The sequence below is a fragment of the Enterobacter cloacae complex sp. 382A5 genome (assembly GCF_050031095.1).
GTDB classification, from domain to species: Bacteria; Pseudomonadota; Gammaproteobacteria; order Enterobacterales; family Enterobacteriaceae; genus Enterobacter; species Enterobacter cloacae.
The window spans coordinates 3,362,636-3,383,147 of sequence record NZ_JBLGVK010000001.1 but is presented as its reverse complement, the minus strand read 5'-3'; the positions used below and the strand labels follow the sequence as shown (position 1 = coordinate 3,383,147).

The 20,512-nt window shown below is 57.8% G+C and carries 17 protein-coding genes; 12 read left to right on the top strand and 5 right to left on the bottom strand.

From position 1 onward, the window contains the following. Positions 1-14: 14 nt before the first annotated feature. Positions 15-1,481 (top strand): IMP dehydrogenase, encoded by a 1,467-nt coding sequence (gene guaB / locus ACQG2G_RS15905; protein WP_013098265.1) that lies wholly within the window; start codon positions 15-17, stop codon positions 1,479-1,481. 67 nt (positions 1,482-1,548) lie between these two features. Continuing rightward, positions 1,549-3,126 carry a glutamine-hydrolyzing GMP synthase gene (gene guaA, locus ACQG2G_RS15900; protein ID WP_061772916.1) on the top strand — a complete coding sequence of 526 codons (1,578 nt, stop codon included), beginning with the start codon at positions 1,549-1,551 and terminating at the stop codon, positions 3,124-3,126. Between the two features lie 158 nt (positions 3,127-3,284). On the opposite strand, the gene ACQG2G_RS15895 is transcribed toward guaA, so the two are convergent. From ACQG2G_RS15895 to ACQG2G_RS15885, 3 genes are all read right to left on the bottom strand, one after another. Continuing rightward, entirely contained in the window at positions 3,285-3,776 is a 492-nt protein-coding gene (locus ACQG2G_RS15895; RefSeq protein WP_061772917.1) for an Hcp family type VI secretion system effector, read from the bottom strand. A gap of 251 nt (positions 3,777-4,027) precedes the next feature. Then, complete coding sequence (locus ACQG2G_RS15890; RefSeq protein WP_071830125.1) at positions 4,028-4,543, bottom strand: DUF2778 domain-containing protein; 516 nt, start codon at positions 4,541-4,543, stop codon at positions 4,028-4,030. 396 nt (positions 4,544-4,939) lie between these two features. Beyond that, positions 4,940-5,773 carry a MurR/RpiR family transcriptional regulator gene (locus tag ACQG2G_RS15885; RefSeq protein WP_013098260.1) on the bottom strand — a complete coding sequence of 278 codons (834 nt, stop codon included), beginning with the start codon at positions 5,771-5,773 and terminating at the stop codon, positions 4,940-4,942. A 292-nt stretch (positions 5,774-6,065) separates the two neighbouring features. Between ACQG2G_RS15885 and ACQG2G_RS15880 the strand changes: the two genes are divergently transcribed. The 10 genes from ACQG2G_RS15880 (at position 6,066) to iolB (ending at position 19,189) form a co-directional block, all read left to right on the top strand. Next, positions 6,066-7,571, top strand: a complete 1,506-nt coding sequence (locus ACQG2G_RS15880) for a CoA-acylating methylmalonate-semialdehyde dehydrogenase (RefSeq protein ID WP_029882251.1) — start codon at positions 6,066-6,068, stop codon at positions 7,569-7,571. Positions 7,572-7,582: 11 nt separating this feature from the next. Then, positions 7,583-9,508 (top strand): 3D-(3,5/4)-trihydroxycyclohexane-1,2-dione acylhydrolase (decyclizing), encoded by a 1,926-nt coding sequence (gene iolD, locus ACQG2G_RS15875; protein WP_248078903.1) that lies wholly within the window; start codon positions 7,583-7,585, stop codon positions 9,506-9,508. Positions 9,509-9,810: 302 nt separating this feature from the next. Beyond that, positions 9,811-10,797: an inositol 2-dehydrogenase gene (iolG, locus tag ACQG2G_RS15870; RefSeq protein WP_013098257.1), complete on the top strand. Its 987-nt coding sequence runs from the start codon at positions 9,811-9,813 to the stop codon at positions 10,795-10,797. Positions 10,798-10,828: 31 nt separating this feature from the next. Then, on the top strand, positions 10,829-11,758 hold the full coding sequence (locus ACQG2G_RS15865) for a sugar ABC transporter substrate-binding protein (protein WP_348595982.1): 930 nt from the start codon (positions 10,829-10,831) through the stop codon (positions 11,756-11,758). 48 nt (positions 11,759-11,806) lie between these two features. After that, complete coding sequence (locus tag ACQG2G_RS15860) at positions 11,807-13,354, top strand: sugar ABC transporter ATP-binding protein (protein ID WP_029882255.1); 1,548 nt, start codon at positions 11,807-11,809, stop codon at positions 13,352-13,354. A gap of 11 nt (positions 13,355-13,365) precedes the next feature. Next, the gene (locus tag ACQG2G_RS15855) at positions 13,366-14,394 is read left to right on the top strand and encodes an ABC transporter permease (protein ID WP_013098254.1); all 1,029 of its coding nucleotides are present in this window, start codon (positions 13,366-13,368) and stop codon (positions 14,392-14,394) included. Positions 14,395-14,402: 8 nt separating this feature from the next. Then, entirely contained in the window at positions 14,403-15,536 is a 1,134-nt protein-coding gene (locus tag ACQG2G_RS15850; protein WP_061772788.1) for a Gfo/Idh/MocA family protein, read from the top strand. 12 nt (positions 15,537-15,548) lie between these two features. Then, positions 15,549-17,453, top strand: a complete 1,905-nt coding sequence (locus ACQG2G_RS15845; RefSeq protein WP_038420357.1) for a bifunctional 5-dehydro-2-deoxygluconokinase/5-dehydro-2-deoxyphosphogluconate aldolase — start codon at positions 15,549-15,551, stop codon at positions 17,451-17,453. 11 nt (positions 17,454-17,464) lie between these two features. Beyond that, positions 17,465-18,355, top strand: coding sequence for a myo-inosose-2 dehydratase (gene iolE, locus ACQG2G_RS15840; RefSeq protein WP_047360346.1), 891 nt, complete (start codon positions 17,465-17,467; stop codon positions 18,353-18,355). A 9-nt stretch (positions 18,356-18,364) separates the two neighbouring features. After that, positions 18,365-19,189, top strand: coding sequence for a 5-deoxy-glucuronate isomerase (gene iolB, locus ACQG2G_RS15835; RefSeq protein ID WP_061772787.1), 825 nt, complete (start codon positions 18,365-18,367; stop codon positions 19,187-19,189). Positions 19,190-19,278: 89 nt separating this feature from the next. Here the strand turns inward: iolB and ACQG2G_RS15830 are convergent, their stop codons facing one another. Then, a complete protein-coding gene (locus ACQG2G_RS15830) occupies positions 19,279-20,022 on the bottom strand; it encodes an alpha/beta fold hydrolase (protein WP_061772786.1) in 744 nt (247 codons plus the stop codon). Positions 20,023-20,033: 11 nt separating this feature from the next. Next, complete coding sequence (locus ACQG2G_RS15825; protein ID WP_014832874.1) at positions 20,034-20,498, bottom strand: DUF6130 family protein; 465 nt, start codon at positions 20,496-20,498, stop codon at positions 20,034-20,036. Positions 20,499-20,512: the final 14 nt, after the last annotated feature.

Here is a 20,512-nt window from a genome sequence, read left to right as displayed (position 1 = left end):
CAGAGATATTGCCCATGCTACGTATCGCTAAAGAAGCACTGACGTTTGACGACGTCCTCCTCGTTCCCGCTCACTCCACCGTTCTGCCGAATACTGCCGATCTCAGCACGCAGTTGACGAAAACCATTCGCCTGAACATTCCTATGCTCTCTGCGGCAATGGACACCGTGACTGAAGCGCGCCTGGCTATTGCCCTGGCACAGGAAGGTGGCATTGGCTTTATTCACAAAAACATGTCTATCGAGCGTCAGGCGGAAGAAGTTCGCCGCGTGAAGAAGCATGAATCCGGCATCGTATCCGATCCACAGACCGTTCTGCCAACCACCACCCTGCACGAAGTGAAAGCCCTGACCGAACGTAACGGCTTTGCCGGTTACCCGGTGGTGACCGAAGAGAACGAGCTGGTGGGTATCATCACCGGCCGTGACGTGCGTTTCGTGACCGACCTGAACCAGCCGGTTAGCGTATATATGACGCCAAAAGAGCGTCTGGTGACCGTGCGTGAAGGTGAAGCGCGTGATGTCGTCTTCGCAAAAATGCACGAAAAACGCGTTGAGAAAGCGCTGGTTGTGGATGCGAACTTCCACCTGCGCGGTATGATCACCGTTAAAGACTTCCAGAAAGCAGAACGTAAACCTAACGCCTGTAAAGACGAGCATGGCCGTCTGCGCGTAGGCGCTGCGGTTGGCGCAGGTGCCGGTAACGAAGAGCGTGTTGATGCGCTGGTTGCCGCAGGCGTTGACGTGCTGCTGATTGACTCCTCCCACGGCCACTCCGAAGGCGTTCTGCAACGTATTCGCGACACCCGTGCGAAATATCCTGATCTGCAGATCATCGGCGGTAACGTGGCGACGGGCGCAGGTGCTCGCGCGCTGGCTGACGCAGGTTGCAGCGCGGTGAAAGTGGGTATCGGCCCAGGCTCCATCTGTACAACCCGTATCGTGACCGGTGTAGGTGTTCCACAGATCACTGCGGTTTCTGACGCGGTGGAAGCGCTGGAAGGCACCGGTATTCCGGTCATCGCAGACGGCGGTATCCGCTTCTCTGGCGACATCGCTAAAGCGATCGCCGCAGGTGCTTCCGCGGTGATGGTTGGCTCCATGCTGGCAGGGACTGAAGAATCCCCGGGTGAAATCGAACTCTACCAGGGTCGTTCTTACAAATCTTACCGCGGTATGGGCTCTCTGGGCGCGATGTCCAAAGGTTCTTCTGACCGTTACTTCCAGACCGATAACGCTGCTGACAAACTGGTGCCGGAAGGTATCGAAGGGCGCGTTGCCTACAAAGGCCGTCTGAAAGAGATCATTCACCAGCAGATGGGCGGCCTGCGCTCCTGTATGGGTCTGACCGGCTGTGGTACCATTGACCTGCTGCGTACTAAAGCGGAATTCGTACGCATCAGCGGTGCGGGTATCCAGGAGAGCCACGTTCACGACGTGACGATCACCAAAGAGTCCCCGAACTACCGTCTGGGCTCCTGATAAGTTTCCGCGCCCGGCTCATGCCGGGCGCTCTGTTTTTGTTTCACTTGCCTCGGAATTAGCGTCAATGACGGAAAACATTCATAAACATCGCATTCTCATCCTGGACTTTGGTTCTCAGTACACTCAGCTGGTGGCGCGTCGCGTGCGTGAACTGGGCGTTTACTGTGAACTGTGGGCGTGGGATGTCACGGAAGCACAGATTCGCGAATTCAATCCTAGCGGCATCATCCTGTCCGGTGGCCCGGAAAGCACTACCGAAGCGAACAGCCCGCGCGCGCCGCAGTACGTGTTCGAAGCGGGCGTGCCGGTATTCGGCGTCTGCTACGGTATGCAGACCATGGCAATGCAGCTGGGCGGCCACGTAGAAGGCTCTAACGAGCGTGAGTTTGGCTACGCACAGGTTGAAGTGGTGAACGACAGCGCGCTGGTGCGCGGTATCGAAGACTCCCTGACCGCAGACGGCAAACCGCTGCTGGACGTGTGGATGAGCCACGGCGATAAAGTGACCGCTATCCCGTCCGACTTCGTGACCGTTGCCAGCACCGAAAGCTGCCCGTTCGCGATTATGGCGAACGAAGAGAAACGCTTCTACGGCGTGCAGTTCCACCCGGAAGTGACTCACACCCGTCAGGGTATGCGCATGCTGGAGCGCTTCGTGCGCGATATCTGCCAGTGTGAAGCGCTGTGGACCCCGGCTAAAATCATCGACGATGCCGTTGAGCGTATCCGTCAGCAGGTTGGCGATGACAAAGTCATTCTCGGCCTGTCCGGTGGCGTAGACTCCTCCGTCACCGCGATGCTTCTGCACCGCGCTATCGGTAAAAACCTGACCTGCGTATTCGTGGACAACGGTCTGCTGCGTCTGAATGAAGCCCAGCAGGTCATGGACATGTTTGGTGACCACTTCGGTCTGAACATTGTTCACGTGGAAGGCGAACAGCGCTTCCTGGACGCGCTGGCCGGTGTCAACGATCCGGAAGCCAAACGTAAGATCATTGGCCGCGTCTTCGTGGAAGTGTTCGACGAAGAAGCGCTGAAGCTGGAAGACGTGAAGTGGCTGGCACAGGGCACAATCTACCCTGACGTGATCGAGTCTGCGGCATCCGCAACCGGTAAAGCACACGTCATCAAATCTCACCACAACGTGGGCGGCCTGCCGAAAGAGATGAAGATGGGTCTGGTTGAACCGCTGCGTGAGCTGTTCAAAGACGAAGTGCGTAAGATCGGTCTGGAACTGGGTCTGCCGTACGACATGCTCTACCGTCACCCGTTCCCGGGTCCGGGTCTGGGCGTGCGTGTGCTGGGCGAAGTGAAGAAAGAGTACTGCGACCTGCTGCGTCGCGCGGACGCGATCTTCATCGAAGAGCTGCACAAAGCTGACCTGTATAACAAAGTGAGCCAGGCGTTCACCGTGTTCCTGCCAGTTCGCTCCGTCGGCGTTATGGGCGATGGCCGTAAGTACGACTGGGTTGTTTCCCTGCGTGCGGTGGAAACCATCGACTTCATGACCGCGCACTGGGCGCACCTGCCGTATGACTTCTTAGGCCGTGTGTCTAACCGCATCATCAACGAAGTGAACGGTATTTCCCGCGTGGTGTATGACATCAGCGGTAAGCCACCGGCTACGATTGAGTGGGAATGATTTTACGGCTGGCAACAGCCTGTGCGTGAAACAGTAAAACACTTCTAAGCCCGCGTTACAGCGGGCTTATTTGTTTCTGTGTCTGGCACTTTCTGGCTGCTGTTAGCAACGAAATGCATAGTTTCTACAAGGCAGAGTGGACAGGACGTGACTGAAATTTAGGCAGTTGGCCTCTCGTACCACGAATCAGAGAATTGGATATTTCCATCTACAATACGCCATGTGATCTTTTCATATTGCATAGAGACGGATTCCATATGATTTAACTTATCATTACCGGATAATTTAACATTGGGCACACCACAATTAACACCCGTAATTTTTACATTTTCCATTAAGACGGTGTAATAACACATCTCCTGGCCAGCATCATTGATATGATAAAACCTGACTTCTGCGCTTTTTAGTGTTTGTCCTGTCGCCGCTGCTTTGTAGAGGTAGGGACTAGAACTATCAATTTCTTTTTCAAAATTAAATGATGAATGTTGACGTGTTCCGGTGATTTTTCCATTGGCTGCATCGACGGGAAGATTAACACCATGACCCATACTGATTACTTCTATAGAGCCTTCACGATCTTGAACATCTACAGAACCTTTGATATCTGCGCCGCCATCATCTTTTAGCCACAGATAGGGAGGGATAGACATTTTATTTACTCCTTGTTAATTTAACTAACTTCATTGTTACAATGTATAAGAAGAGAGAGATAAGAACGTTAAATACAATTAATGCATAATCATAACTGTAGTAAATATCTTCGGGCGCTGGGTTGTTGCTAAACAAATAGGAAATTCTAATAGCTGTTTCGTTACTTATTAATGGATGTTCAGTTAAGTAGCCAACATCTAACCATGACACAATAGCGAATATCCCGATGAATATAATCATTCTAAGGGAACTAAGGGCAAGTTTTCTGATAACCACCAATAATTACCTCAATTGTTCCATATGACTCTAAATCGATGCCTTTAATCTTTTCTTTCTTTGTTCTTAACAGGGCATCTCTTAGCCTGCTGTAATCTGATTGGCCAGGTAGTGTTATACACCCCTCTGATATCTGACCCGGATGTAATCTAAACCCACCTCTGGCTACGCTTTCGTAAAATGTAGAATCATCTACATTTCCATCATCGCGAAACAAAGCAAACCATTCTGAATGATCAACATGATAACTAAAAATGCTTTTATATGTATCGACACCCCAGGCTCTAAATCTGTTAGCCATACTTCCTTTAGGCCTATCTACGATATAATATTTACCTTTTGGTAGTGGCCCAACGTTTGGAATAATTCCACATGCACCTTTGTTCCTGTATGCACCGTTACCAGAAAATGCCATAAAGACACCAATACCATCAAATGCAAGTGGCGAGTAATCAGCATCATTTATTGTAAACTTTCCATGTAAAGTCATGTGTCATCCTTTCTTGTATAGATATTTATTAATCTTATCTGCAAACAGGACATGTATCAAAAATTAAGCCATACAAAAAATGCGCATTTAAAGATTTTAGCTCAGAAAATGATTGTGATGTTTTAGAAAGTAGATCTACATCAAATAATTAGGTATACCTAATAGTTGAACCTTTTAAGATATCCTGTACGGAATGTGCGAGCAGCGCGAATTAAAATGTGAAAGCCCTATACCTTGAGAAAAACACAGTCGTGGAAAAATGAAGCGCTCGTTAACAAAACGGGGAATAATCAAATGTCGATATGCCATGGGTAAGCCATATTGAACGAGTGTCGCTAATATGGCATTAAACCTTCACGTGTAAGTATCGGTGCAGACTTTATGGCGACTGAATTCTTATTTTTCTCCTTCACCCAACCTATACGCCAGCGCCACCACCAGCGACTGCACCAGGCACAGCGTTGCCGATTGAGATCGAAACGCATCCACCTGCGCCTCTTTCACCACAAAGCAGAGATCGCTAAATGTCGCCAGCGGGCTAATCTGGCTGTCCGTAATCACAATCTGCCGCGCGCCGACGCTGGCGGCGGTTTCGCTGACCATCACCGTCTCTTCCGCGTACGGCGAGAAGCTGATCGACACCACAATGTCGCGCGCCTTAATGCGGCTGATCTGCTCACGCAGCATGCCGCCCATGCCGTCGAGCAGAATCGGGCGGCACTCCAGGTGGCTTAAAGCATAGGTGAGATAAGCAGCGACGCTAAAGGAGCGGCGCAGTCCGGCGATGTAGATGGTGTCCGCGTCGGCCAGAAGCTGTACGGCGCGCTCCAGCATCTCCGGTTCGGCGCGGGCGGCCAACTGCTGCAGCGCCTGCGCGTTCGAGCGGGCAAACTCCTGCAGGATATCGAGCGGCGTTTCCGGCACGGCTTCGCTCTCCATTTCGCGGAACAGCCGCGCGCGATCGCTGTAGCTGGCGGTCTCCTCCACCAGGTTCATACGAAACAGCTGTTTCATCTCGTTGAAGCCGGTAAAGTCAAAGGCATTGGCAAAACGGATCAGCGTCGAGGGCGGCACATCGGCACGCTCGGCAATGACCGCAACCGTATCAAACGCCACACTGTTCGTATTATCCAGTACATAGCGGGAGACCTGCTGCAGCCTCTTGCTCAGGCTATCGTAGCGATCGCGGATTTGCTGCTGCAGTTCGTTCAGGCTGGTTGCTGTCGTCATGTTATCCCCCAAATACAGTCTTATGATTCTAAACGCAAAACCGCGTCTTTTAAATGTTGGCCATCCATCTGGCAGCAAAAATGAAACAGAAACTTCACTCATTTCATCGCCTGAAAATCCTTAATAGCGCACGCTGCGTCAGTGTTGTTGGCTGTTAACATAAAAATCCATCCTTGATCACAATAATCATCATTTATTTTATTTCAACTTAAAATGGAATATTTGTTTCATATATAGTGTTCAGTACACAGTGTTCAGGTAACAGTCACGTATCAACAGCGAGAGGTTAAGGATGGAGACGGTAGCGAATTTTATTCACGGCGAATGTGTCACCGGTTCAGGCCAGCGCGTTCAGGCGATCTTCAACCCGGCCACCGGCGAGCAGATCCGTCAGGTGGTGATGAGTACGGCACAGGAAACGGAGCAGGCGATTGCCGCCGCGCAGCAGGCGTTTCCGGCGTGGGCGCGTCATTCACCGCTTAAGCGCGCGCGTGTGATGTTCCGCTTCAAAGCGCTGCTGGAAGAGAATATGGAACGTCTGGCCCGTCTTATCAGCGAAGAGCACGGCAAGGTCTTCTCCGACGCGGTAGGCGAGCTGACCCGTGGCCTGGAAGTGGTGGAGTTCGCCTGTGGCATTCCGCATCTGCAAAAGGGTGAACACTCTGCCAACGTGGGCACCGGTGTGGACAGCCACTCGCTGATGCAGCCGCTCGGCGTCTGCGCCGGGATCACGCCGTTTAACTTCCCGGCGATGGTGCCGATGTGGATGTTCCCGATTGCGCTGGCGACCGGCAATACCTTCGTGCTGAAACCATCAGAAAAAGATCCCTCTCTGGCGCTCGCGCTGGCAAAACTGCTGAAAGAGGCCGGCCTGCCGGACGGCGTGTTTAACGTGGTGCAGGGGGATAAAGAATCCGTTGATGTGCTATTGACCGACCCGCGCGTGCAGGCCGTGAGCTTTGTTGGCTCTACGCCGATTGCGGAATATATCTACCAGACCGCATCCGCCCACGGCAAACGCTGTCAGGCGCTGGGTGGGGCGAAAAACCACTGCATTTTAATGCCGGATGCCGACATGGAGATGGCAACCAACGCCATTATGGGCGCGGCCTACGGCGCGGCGGGGGAACGCTGTATGGCGCTTTCAGTGGTACTGGCGGTGGGCGATAAAACCGCCGATGACCTCTGCGCCCGTCTGGAAAAACAGATTGCCGCGCTGCGCGTTGGGCCAGGGCTGGACCAGACGCCAGAAAACGAAATGGGGCCGCTTATCTCCTCCGCGCACCGCAGCAAGGTGCTGGGCTACATCGACAGCGGGGAAGCGCAGGGGGCGAATCTGCGCGTGGACGGTCGCGGCTTTAGCGTGCAGGGTCACGAGAAGGGCTATTTTGTCGGGCCGACGCTGTTCGATAACGTCACCCCGGAGATGACGATCTATAAGGAAGAAATTTTCGGCCCGGTGCTTTCTGTGGTGCGCGTAGCAGATTACGCCAGCGCGGTGGATCTGATTAACCGCCATGAATATGGTAATGGTTCAGCCATTTTCACCCGCGACGGCGGCTGCGCGCGCCGCTTCTGCGAAGAGGTGCAGGCGGGCATGGTAGGGGTAAACGTGCCGATCCCGGTGCCGATGGCGTTCCACAGTTTCGGCGGCTGGAAGCGCTCGATTTTTGGCGCACTCAACGTGCACGGTAACGACGGCGTGCGTTTCTACACCCGAATGAAAACTGTCACCGCACGCTGGCCGGAAATGCAGCAGGAGACAGGCGCAGCGTTCTCCATGCCGACGCTGGGCTGACAGGAGGTTTTATGCAAACCGAACGTATGACCATGGCCCAGGCGCTGGTCCGGTTCCTTAATCAACAGTACGTCAGCATTGATGGCATTGAAACGCCCTTCGTGGAGGGCGTGGCGACCATTTTTGGTCATGGCAACGTGCTGGGCATCGGCCAGGCGCTGGAACAGGATCCGGGCCATCTGCAGGTAATGCAGGGCTGTAATGAGCAGGGCATCGCCCACATGGCGACGGGATTCACCAAACAGCATCGCCGTCAGCGCATTTTCGCCGTGACTTCTTCCGTCGGGCCGGGAGCCGCCAATATGATCACCGCGGCGGCAACCGCCACGGCGAACCGTATTCCGCTGCTGCTGCTGCCGGGGGATATCTACGCCAGCCGCCAGCCGGACCCGGTGTTGCAGCAGATCGAGCAGTATCACGATCTCAGCATCAGCACCAACGACTGCTTCCGCCCGGTCTCCCGCTACTGGGACCGCATCAATCGCCCGGAGCAGTTAATGAGCGCCATGTTAAACGCGATGCGAACGCTCACTGACCCCGCAGATACCGGTGCGGTAACCCTTTGCCTGCCGCAGGACGTGCAGGGCGAAGCCTGGGATTACCCGCTGAGCTTCTTCGCGCGTCGCGTGCATCACATCGAGCGTCGACCGCCAGATCCGCAGCGTCTGGCGCAGGCGCAGGCGTTGATTGCGCGTAAACGCCGTCCGCTGGTGGTGTGCGGCGGCGGTGTACGCTACTCCGGCGCGCATGAGGCGTTGCGCGAATTTGTCGAAACGCTGCATCTGCCGTTTGCCGAAACCCAGGCCGGAAAAGGGGCGCTGGTAAGTGACCACCCACTTAATATGGGCGGGGTGGGCGTGACGGGCGGAATGGCCGCCAACCAGCTTGCGCCGCAGGCCGACTTAGTGATTGGCGTGGGGACACGTCTTACCGATTTTACTACCGGCTCCAAGGCGCTCTTCTCCCACCCGGACGTCGAATTTTTGCTGCTGAACGTGGCCGAGTTTGACGCCCTGAAGCTCGACGCCACCGCGCTGATTGCCGATGCCCGGACCGGGCTGCAGGCCTTAACCCACTCGCTCAGGGAGTATCGCAGCGGCTGGGGAGAGGAGATTGCGCAGGCAAAAGCCGCCTGGCACGACGAGTGCCGCCGTCTCTGGGATCGCCACTGGCGCCCGGACGAGGCACCAGAAGTGGCGGGCCATCTTGATGCCCAACTGACGGAATATGGCGAGACGCTCAACACCCGCCTGACCCAGACGCGGGTGCTGGGGCTGATTAATCAGCATGTTGAAGATAACGCCATCGTGGTGGGCGCAGCCGGTTCGCTGCCGGGAGATTTACAGCGCCTCTGGCAGGTCAAAACGCCTGATACCTATCATCTGGAGTACGGTTACTCCTGCATGGGTTACGAGATTGCGGCGGCGCTTGGCGCAAAGCTTGCCCGACCCGGGCAACCGGTTTACGCCATGGTGGGGGATGGTTCTTACATGATGCTGCACTCCGAGCTGCAAACCGCGGTGCAGGAGGGCATTAAGATCACCGTTCTGCTGTTTGATAACGCCAGCTTTGGCTGCATTAATAACCTGCAGATGGGGCATGGAATGGGAAGCTTCGGCACGGAAAACCGCTACCGTAACCCGCAGACCGGGCAGCTTGACGGGGCGCTGGTGAAGGTCGATTTCGCGCAAAACGCGGAAAGCTACGGCTGTCGCGCGTGGCGGGTACATGATGAGCAAAGCCTGCTGGCGGCGCTGGAGGCGTCCCGCGCCCATCCAGGCCCGACGCTGCTGGACATCAAAGTGCTGCCGAAGACCATGACCCACGATTACGCCTCCTGGTGGCGAACCGGCGATGCGCAGGTAGCAGCGTCTCCTGCCGTGCGCGAAGCCGCGGCGCAGACGCAGGCGCAGGTGAAAAAAGCACGTCAGTATTAAGATTTCCCGCCGTAACGAAATTTTCATTTCATTTTTCTTTTTCCCCTCACCCTAACCCTCTCCCACTGGGAGAGGGGATAGTTCGGTGCGGTTTTCCCTCCCTCTCCCTGAGAGAGAGGGCCGGGGTGAGGGGAAGATGTCCTCCCTCCCATGTTGTGAGATTGATAACAAAATTTATCTCATTCATCTCAAAAGTGTTAACCCACACTCAAAAACATAATTTTCACTATTTATAAAAATGAAATAAATGTTTTATTTAAAGGGTCGTTAGTTCACAGCATTCACCAACACCGGGAGCCGTTATGTTTAACATTGCTTTACTGGGCGCTGGCCGAATTGGCCAGGTACATGCAGCTAACATCGCCAGCCACAGCGCGACCACGCTCTGGTCCGTGGTTGACCCGAATCAGGAATTTGCCACCCGTCTCGCCACGCAGTACCAGGCCCGCCAGCAGAGCCTGATTGAGGCGATGACCGACCCTGACGTTCATGCCGTGCTGATCGCCTCGGCGACCGATACCCATGCGGACCTGATTGAAATGGCCGCCCGTCATGGCAAAGCCATCTTCTGTGAAAAACCGGTACACCTCGACCTCGCCCGCGTGCGCGACTGCCTGAAAGTAGTCAAAGAGTACGACGTGCCGCTGTTCATCGGCTTTAACCGCCGCTTTGACCCACAGTTCCGCCGCGTGAAAACCGACGCCCAGGCCGGGCGTATCGGCAAACCGGAATCGCTGCTGATCATCTCCCGCGATCCGTCTCCACCACCGGCGGAGTATGTCCGCGTCTCTGGCGGCATGTTCCGCGATATGACCATTCACGACTTTGATATGGCGCGCTTCATCATGGGTGAAGAGCCGGTGTCAGTGTATGCCCAGGGCAGTAACCTGGTGGATCCGGCGATTGGCGAGGCGGGGGACATCGACACCGCATTTATCGTTCTGAAATATGCCTCCGGCGCAATGGCGACCATCGTCAACAGCCGCCGCTCCTCTTACGGCTACGACCAGCGCCTGGAGCTACACGGTTCTGAAGGGCTGCTCTGCGCGGGCAATATTCTTGAAAATCAGGTGCAGCACTACGGCAAACAGGGCTGCACCAGCGCGCTGCCGGAACACTTCTTCCTGCAGCGCTACAAATCCGCTTACGCCGCGGAATGGGAACACTTTGTTGCGGTATTGCGCGGCGAAGCGGTGCCTGACTGCAGCGGCGATGATGGTGAACGTGCGCTGTACCTCGCGGATAAAGCGCTGGAGTCGCTGCGTAGCCAGCGCGAGATCGTCCTCTAAACACAACCACCCTACACAGAGAGACATAATAATGAAAAAGCTGATCTTAGCCGCCCTCATCGCCATGACGTCCGGGGCCGCCCTCGCCGAAAACGAGCAAATTGTTTTCAGTACGCCAAACCTGGCGATGCCGTTTGAAGTTCACATGCAGCGCACGGCGGTGAAAGCCGCAAAAGAGATGGGCGTCAAGTTGCAGGTGCTGGACGGGCAGGGCAGTTCACCAAAACAGGTGGCTGACCTGGAAAACGCCATCACCCGCGGAGCGCAGGGGTTCATCGTCTCCCCGAACGACGTGAACGCGGTCTCCAGCGCGGTGGATGAAATTCAGGATGCGAAGCTGCCGGTGGTCACCCTTGACCGCTCCGTCGACAGTCAGAAGAAAGTGCCGCACTTTGGTGCCAATAACTACAAAGGCGGCCAGGCGATTGGCGACTTCGTGAAAAGCAAATTCCCCGACGGGGCACAGATCATTCTGCTCACCGGTCAGCCGGGTTCCTCTTCCAACATCGAACGCACCAAAGGGATCCGCGACAGCCTGAAAGCGGGTGGCGATAAATACAAGATCGTCGCCGATCAGACCGGCAACTGGATGCGTTCTGAAGGGATGCGCATTGTAGAAAGCGTTCTGCCGTCACTACCGAAACGCCCGCAGGTGATCCTCTCCGCCAACGATGATATGGCGCTGGGGGCGATTGAAGCCCTGCAGAGCCAGGGCGTGAAGCCCGGTGAAATCCTGGTAACCGGCTTTGATGCGGTTCCTGAAGCGCTGGCTCGCGTGCGTGACGGCTGGCTGGCGGTGACGGCGGATCAGCGCCCGGGCTTTGCGGTGCAAACGGCAATGAGCCAACTGGTGGCCAACGTGCGTGAGAAGAAAGCCATCACCGGCGCGGACTACCCGCCAACACTTATCACCAAAGAGAACCTGCAGCAGGCTGAGCGTATCGGTGAGGCCGGTAACTAATATGTCCCGAGCCGCCTTTGGCGGCTCATCATGAGGAGGAGCAGACTGATGTCGCAACCCTTACTGAAAGTGACCGAGCTGGCGAAAAGCTTTTCCGGCGTCTGGGCGCTGAGCAATGCCCAGTTGACTGTCGGGCCAGGAGAAATCCACGCCCTGCTGGGGGAAAACGGGGCGGGAAAATCCACGCTGCTGAAGGCGCTTGCGGGCGCGCAGCCGCAAACGCGCGGGGAGATCTGGTTTAACGGCGAAACGCTGCCGGTAGATGACTCCCCGGTGGAACGACAGAACAAGGGCATTATCACCATCTATCAGGAATTTAACCTGCTGCCCAACATGACCGTCGCGGAAAACATGTTCCTTGGGCGCGAGCCACGCAAGCGGAACCTGATCGTCGATGAAAAAGCGGTAAACCAGGAGGCGCAGGTCATTCTCGATTACCTGCAACTGAACGTCGCGCCGACCACACCCGTTGCCCGCCTGAGCGTGGCCCAGCAGCAGATGGTCGAGATCGCGAGAGCGCTGACCCTCAACGCCAGGCTGATCATCATGGATGAACCTTCCGCCGCGCTGAGCGACAGCGAAGTAGAAAGCCTGCACCGTGTGGTGCGGGAGCTTAAAAACCGCGGGGTGAGCATTATCTATGTGACGCACCGCCTGCATGAAGTTTTTCAGCTTTGCGACCGTTTCACCGTTTTCCAGGATGGCCGTTTCACCGGCACCGGCGCGGTGGCAGAAACGAACGTAGAGCAGCTGATCCGCTTGATGGTCGGGCGCGACGTGGCGTTTAACCGCCGTCCCGCCAGCGAAACCCACCATGAGGATAAACCCATCCGTCTGGCCGTGAAGGGGCTGAGCCGCGAAAAGCCGCCGCTGGATCCGCACGGTATTGCCCTGCATGACATCAGCTTCCATGTCCACGCGGGTGAGGTGCTGGGCATCGCCGGACTGGTGGGTGCAGGACGCACCGAAGTGGCCCGCTGCCTGTTTGGCGCAGACGCGTTTACCTCTGGCAGCTTTGAGCTTGACGGCGTGCCGTACCAGCCGCGCGACCCGCTGTATGCCCTCGATCAGGGCGTGGCGCTGGTGCCGGAAGATCGCAAAAAAGAGGGGGCGGTGCTGGGGCTGTCGATTCGCGACAACCTGTCGCTCTCCTGCCTTTCGTCACTGCTGCACTGGCGCTGGTTCGTCAATACCCGCAAAGAGGATGATCTGATTGAGTCCTACCGCCAGGCGCTGCAGATCAAAATGGTCAACAGTGCGCAGGAGGTGCGCAAGCTCTCCGGCGGTAACCAGCAAAAAGTGATCCTCGCACGCTGCATGGCGCTCAACCCGCGGGTGCTGATCGTCGATGAGCCAACGCGTGGCATCGACGTGGGGACCAAATCAGAAGTGCACCAGGTGCTGTTTGACATGGCGAAAAAGGGCGTGGCGGTGATTGTGATCTCCTCCGATCTGCCTGAAGTGATGGCGGTGTCCGACCGGATCATCACCCTGAGCGAAGGCCGGGTCACCGGCGAGATCCACGGCGATGATGCCAACGAAGAGCGGCTGATGACGATGATGGCCATCAACCACAACGCCCTGAACGCGGCATAACGGAGTTTCTCATGACGCAGATGATTTCTAAAACGCAGGCCCCGGTCAAACGCGCCGGACGCATCGATCCCATCGCCTTCTTCGAGCGCTTTGGGGTGCTGATTTTCATGATCCTGCTGCTGATCTTCTTCCAGTCGCAGAACAGCAATTTTTTCTCTGAACGCAACATTTTCAACATTCTGACCGAAGTCTCCATCTACGGGATCATGGCCGTTGGGATGACCTTCGTCATCCTGACCGCCGGGATTGATCTCTCCGTCGGATCCATTCTGGCGGTGTGCGCCATGACCGCGGCGTACGTGATTAAAGGCGACAACTTTACCACCGTCGACCCGAACGCCTGGGGCGGCATGAGCTGGCTGATAGGGCTGGGGATTTGTCTGGCGATGGGCACGGCCATTGGTTTTCTGCATGGCCTGGGCGTCACCCGCCTGCGCCTGCCGCCGTTCATCGTCACCCTCGGGGGGATGACCATCTGGCGCGGCCTGACCCTGGTGATTAACGACGGCGCGCCAATCGCCGGTTTCGATCAGGGCTACCGCTGGTGGGGACGGGGCGAGCTGCTCGGTATCTCCATTCCGATCTGGATCTTCGCCATCGTCGCCGTTGGCGGTTATCTGGCGCTGCACAAAACCCGCTGGGGGCGCTTCGTTTACGCCATCGGTGGCAACCCGGAGGCGGCGCGTCTGGCGGGTGTGAACGTGAAGCGCGTACTGGTCAGCGTCTATGTGCTGATTGGCTGTCTGGCGGGGCTGGCGGGCTTTATTCTCAGCGCGCGTCTGGGGAGCGCCGAGGCGGTAGCCGGGATCTCCTTTGAATTGCGCGTCATTGCCTCGGTGGTGATTGGCGGCACCTCGCTGATGGGCGGCTACGGACGCATCGGCGGCACCATTATCGGCTCCATCATTATGGGCATTCTGATTAACGGCCTGGTGCTGATGAACGTCTCGGCTTACTACCAGCAGATTATCACCGGGTTAATTATCGTTCTGGCGGTGGCGTTCGACACCTACGCCAAGAGCCGTCGCGGCGCACTGTGAGGATCACGATGAAAGAGGTTCGTATTGGATTAATTGGCACCGGGTATATCGGCAAGGCGCATGCCATCGCTTATGCCCAGGCCCCTACGGTATTCAACCTGCGCGGCAAGCTGGTGCGTGAGATGGTGGCCGAGGTAAACCCGACGCTGGCGGCAGAGCGCGCGCAGGCGTTTGGCTTTAACCGTTCAACGGGAGACTGGCGGGCGCTGGTGGCCGACCCGGCCATTGATGTAGTGGATATTTGCTCGCCCAACCATCTGCATAAAGAGATGGCGCTGGAGGCGATCCGCCACGGCAAGCACGTTTACTCGGAAAAACCGCTGGCGCTGAACGCCCACGACGCGCGTGAGATGGTCGAGGCCGCTAAGCGGGCTGGGGTGAAAACCCTGGTGGGGTTCAACTACATGAAAAACCCGACGGCGCAGCTGGCGAAAGAGATTATCGCCCGCGGCGAAATAGGCGAGGTGATCCACTTCTACGGCACCCACAACGAAGACTATATGGCCGACCCGCTTTCGCCCATTCACTGGCACTGTTTCAAAGAGACTGCCGGGCTGGGGGCGCTGGGCGATCTGGCGGCGCATATCGTCAATATGGCGCAGTACCTGGTGGGGGAGATTGAGCAGGTTTGCGGCGACCTGAAGATTGTGGTCCCGGAACGTCCGGCGAAGGCCGGGTCGTCGGAGATGATTGCCGTCGAAAACGAAGATCAGGCCCACGCGATGGTACGTTTCTCGGGCGGGGCGCAGGGTGTGATTGAAACCTCCCGCGTCGCCTGCGGCCGCAAGATGGGGTTGTCATATGTGATCACCGGAACGAAAGGCGCTATCAGCTTCACTCAGGAGCGCATGGCCGAGCTGAAGCTCTATCTGCATGACGATCCGGTCAACCGTCAGGGATTCCGCACGCTGCTGGTTGGCCCGGCACACCCGGACTACGGCGCGTTCTGTATGGGTGCAGGCCACGGTATTGGCTTTAACGATCAAAAAACGGTGGAAGTACGTGACCTGGTGGATGGCATTGCCGCCGACGCACCGATGTGGCCGGACTTTGAAGAGGGCTGGAAGGTCTCGCGCGTGCTGGACGCCATCGCACTCTCACACCAGCAAGGCCGCTGGCTGAACGTGAATGACATTGTCTGAAGAGGTATCAACGTGGAAAAGCAGTTTGATGTGATATGCATGGGCCGCGTGGCGGTAGACCTCTACAGTCAGCAGATTGGTGCGCGGCTGGAGGATGTGTCGAGCTTTGCCAAATATCTCGGTGGCTCGTCCGGCAACGTGGCGTACGGCACGGCGCGGCAGGGGTTGCGTTCGTCGATGCTGGCCCGCGTGGGCGACGAGCATATGGGCCGGTTCCTGCGCGAAGAGCTAAATCAGGTGGGCTGTGATACCAGCCATCTGATCACCGATAAAACACGCCTCACGGCGCTGGTGCTACTCGGCATTAAAGACCGGGACACCTTTCCTCTGATTTTTTATCGCGATAACTGCGCGGATATGGCCATTACGGCCAGCGATGTGGACGAAAACTACATCGCTTCCGCACGGTGTCTTGCCATCACCGGGACTCACCTTTCTCATCCGCAGACCCGCGAGGCGGTGCTGACGGCGCTGGGCTACGCCCGTCGTCACGGCGTGCGCACGGTGCTGGACATTGATTACCGCCCGGTGCTGTGGGGGCTGACCTCCTTAGGCGACGGCGAAACGCGCTTTATCGCGGCCGATCAGGTCACCCGTGAACTTCAGGAGGTGCTGCACCTCTTCGACGTTATTGTCGGCACCGAGGAAGAGTTCCACATTGCGGGCGGCAGCACGGACACCCTGCAGGCGCTGGCGCAGGTGCGTGCCGTGAGTCAGGCCACACTGGTCTGCAAACGCGGCGCGCTTGGCTGTTCAGTCTATACCGGTGCCATTCCGGCCCGTCTGGATGACGGCCTGACGGTGACCGGCGTGCGCGTGGAGGTGCTGAACGTCCTCGGCGCGGGCGATGCCTTTATGTCTGGCCTGCTGCGCGGCTACCTGAACGACGAGGGCTGGGAGCAGGCGTGCCGCTATGCCAACGCCTGCGGCGCGCTGGTGGTCTCGCGCCACGGCTGCGCCCCGGCGATGCCGAGCAAAATTGAGCTGGATGATTATCTCTCGCGCGCCGCGCTCGTTCCACGCCCGGATCTCGACCCGCGTCTGAACCATCTGCACCGGGTCACCACCCGTCGCCGCGAATGGCCGGAATTGTGCGTAATGGCGTTCGATCACCGCAGTCAGCTTGAAGATATGGCACTGCAGTGCGGGGCGTCGCTCAAACGTATTCCGGCGCTCAAGCAGCTGATCCTGCAGGCCAGCCGCGAGGCGGCGAGCCGTGCCGGGCTGGCAGGCAAAGCGGGCCTCCTGTGTGACGGTACGTTTGGTCAGGACGCGCTCAACGCCATTACCGGTGAAGGGTGGTGGATCGGGCGGCCCATTGAGCTGCCGGGCTCCCGTCCGCTGGAGATGGAGCACGGTAACATCGGCACCCAGCTTATCAGCTGGCCGCAGGAGCATGTGGTGAAGTGCCTGGTCTTTTTCCACCCGGAAGATGCTCACGGCCTGCGCCTGGAGCAGGAGCAGAAAATTGCCGAGGTCTACCACGCCTGCTGCCAGTCGGGGCATGAGCTGCTGCTGGAGGTGATATTGCCCGCCAGCATGCCGCGCAGCGATGAACTTTATCTGCGTGCCATCTCCCGCTTCTACAACCTGGGTATTTACCCGGACTGGTGGAAATTGCCGCCGCTGACGTCCGATGGCTGGACGGCACTGAGCGAGATTATCCAGCGCCGGGATCCGCACTGCCGTGGGGTGGTGATCCTCGGGCTGGATGCGCCTGCCGAGCAGCTGCGTGCCGGGTTTAACGCCGCGGCAGGGCACGAACTGGTGAAAGGATTTGCCGTGGGGCGCACGCTGTTTGGCGAAGCTTCCCGCGCATGGCTGAAACACGATATCGACGATGCGCAACTGGTGGCGCGCATCCGGGACAATTACCTGCAGCTTATCGCCTGGTGGCGCGAGCGCGGACACGCATAATGGAGACGACAATGAGTGTGCAATTAGGCATTAACCCCCTGACGTGGACTAACGACGATCTGCCTTCCCTTGGTGCCGAAACGCCGCTGGAGACCTGTCTGAGTGAGGGGAAAGAGGCCGGTTTTGCCGGTTTCGAACTGGGCAACAAATTCCCGCGTGAAGCGCGCCTGCTTGGCCCCATTTTGCAGCGCCACGATCTGCAACTGGTCTCTGGCTGGTACTCCGGCCGCCTGCTGGAGCGCAGCGTGGAAGAGGAGATTGCCGCCGTGCAGTCCCACCTGACGCTGTTGCGCGAGCTGGGGGCAAAGGTGCTGGTATTTGCGGAGGTGAGCGGCTGCATTCACGGCGAGCAGCAGACGCCGGTGCATCTGCGCCCGCGCTTCCCGCAGGCACGCTGGAAGGAGTATGGCGAGAAGCTCACGGAATTTGCCCGCTACACTCAGCAGCAGGGGGTGCAGATTGCCTATCACCACCATATGGGGACGGTGATTGAGTCTGCTGACGACGTGGACAACCTGATGACTCATACCGGCGAAGAGGTCGGGTTGCTGCTGGACACCGGTCACCTGACCTTTGCCGGGGCCGACCCGCTGGCGGTGGCGCAGCGCTGGGCGTCGCGCATCAACCACGTTCACTGCAAAGACGTGCGTGCCGACGTGCTGGCAGATGTTAAAAACCGCAAAACCAGCTTCCTCGATGCGGTGCTGAGCGGTGTGTTTACCGTGCCGGGCGACGGCTGCGTGGATTATCCGCCGATCATGCAACTGCTGAAAGCGCAGGATTATCACGGCTGGCTGGTGGTGGAGGCGGAGCAGGATCCGGCGATTGCCCATCCGCTGACCTATGCCCGTCTGGGGTATAACAACCTGAGCCGTCTGGCGCGCGACGCCGGGCTTATCTGAGGAGGTGACATGTCACGTCTGCTATCACGCTGTCAACAGCCGAACGATGAAGGGCGGACCCAGTCCGTCACGCCGGAACGCGCCGGGTGGGGATATGTTGGCTTTGAGGCCTATGAGCTGCAGGAGGGGCAGCAGTTGACGCTACCCGCCGTCAGCGAAGAGCGCTGTCTGGTGCTGGTGGCCGGGCGCGCCTCCATCAGCACGCCTTCCGCGCAGTTTAACGATATTGGCGAGCGGATGAGCCCGTTCGAGCGCATCAAGCCGTGGGCGGTGTACGTTACCCCGCAGGAGACGGTGCAGGTGAAGGCGCTCACGAAGCTGGAACTGGCGGTTTGTGCCGCTCCGGGTAAAGGTAGCTGGCCGACGCGGCTGATTGCACCGCAGGATATCGACGCTGAAGCGCGCGGCAAAGGCCATAACCAGCGCTATGTGCACAACATTCTGCCGGAAGACAAACCGGCTGACAGCCTGCTGGTGGTGGAGGTCTGGACCAACGAAGGCTGCACCAGCTCGTACCCGAGCCATAAGCACGACACGGATAATCCGCCCCAGGAGACGTATCTGGAGGAGACCTATTACCATCGCATCAACCCGGAGCAGGGGTTCTGCATGCAGCGGGTCTACACTGACGACAGAACGCTGGATGAATGCATGGCGGTCTACAACCGTGACGTGGTGATGGTGCCGAAGGGCTACCACCCGGTGGCAACCCTGGCGGGGTATGACAGCTACTATCTCAACGTGATGGCCGGGCCGGTGCGCAAATGGATGTTCACGTGGGAAGAGGACCACGCGTGGATTAACCGGGATTATCCCGCAGAGAATGGGGGCTGAAGCGGCCTTTCTTGTCGGGTGGCGCTGCGCTGACCCGACCTACGAAACCGTAGGCTCGCGCAAGTACAGCGCCGCTGGTCGAATTGTCTTCAGCGCATCTGCCTCGCTTGCTCAATCGTGCGGGCAATGGCTTCCGGCTGGCTCACCATCGATACGTGGCTCGCCGCGACCTCGGTGGTGTTCGCGTGGATGGCCTTCGCCATCGCGCGTTCAAGCTCAGGATTGATCATCCGGTCGTTCTTGCTTACCACATACCAGCTCGGCTTCGCGTGCCACGCCGCGCGAGTGACTTTTTCGCCAAACGCATCGCCCTTTATTGGCCCCTGTGTGGCGGCGATGATCTGTTGTTCACCCGGTTTCACATCCGGTGCGAAGTCCTTACTGACCGACGCAGGCGGCAGGTATAAAAAGCCGTCCGCGGTTTTTGCGATACCGGCGCTCCCCGGTGGCGCCGGGTAGCTATTCGCCAGTTCTGCCGTTGACTGACCGGCGTCCGGCGCGAACGCCGCCACATACACCAGTGATTTCACCCGCGCATCGTTGCCGGCCTCGCTAATCACGGTGCCGCCCCAGGAGTGACCTACCAGTACCACGTCCCCGTGTGCGCGAGCGATGGCGCGCCGGGTGGCTGCTACATCATCTTTTAGTGAGGTCAGCGGCAGCTGGACGGCTATAACCTCGGTGTGGCGTTTCTGCAAAAGGGAAATCACCTTGTTCCAGCTGCTGCCGTCGGCAAAGGCGCCATGCACCAGCACCACGCTGGTTTCACTCTGCGCAAAGGCGCTGGCCGACATCGCCAGCAGACCCGCCGACAGTATCGATAATGTTTTCATCTTCAGGCTCCTCAGAAATGGTGGACCGGCGCATGCGGCGGCACGGTGAATTCAAGGGTTTTATGGTCGAGAGGCTTATGCGTCGGGTCGGCCAGAATAATGGTCACCTTGTGTTTTCCTGCGGGCAGTCCCACCAGAATCACCGGCTCACCGCTGGTGTCCGCCCAGTGCCAGGGCGCGTCATCCACCACAACGTGAATATGGCCGATGCGCGGAGTGACTTTCAGTGCGTCGGGTCCAAAGACAGGTTCAATCCGCAGGTTTTCAACACGGTACTGAATAAAGACAGCACCCTTACTCAGCGGGCCTGCCAGCGGCGGATCGACAATCAGCCTGGCGGGTGGCTGGGGCTGCTCAAGCGGGGCAACGGCAGCCGGACCGTTGACGTCGGCGGCGCTGAGATTATCCAGTGGTGCCCCCCAGGAGCTGACCGATGCCACGGCCAGGGCCGGGAGCAATAAATATCGGCGAATCATCTGTGTCTCCTTAT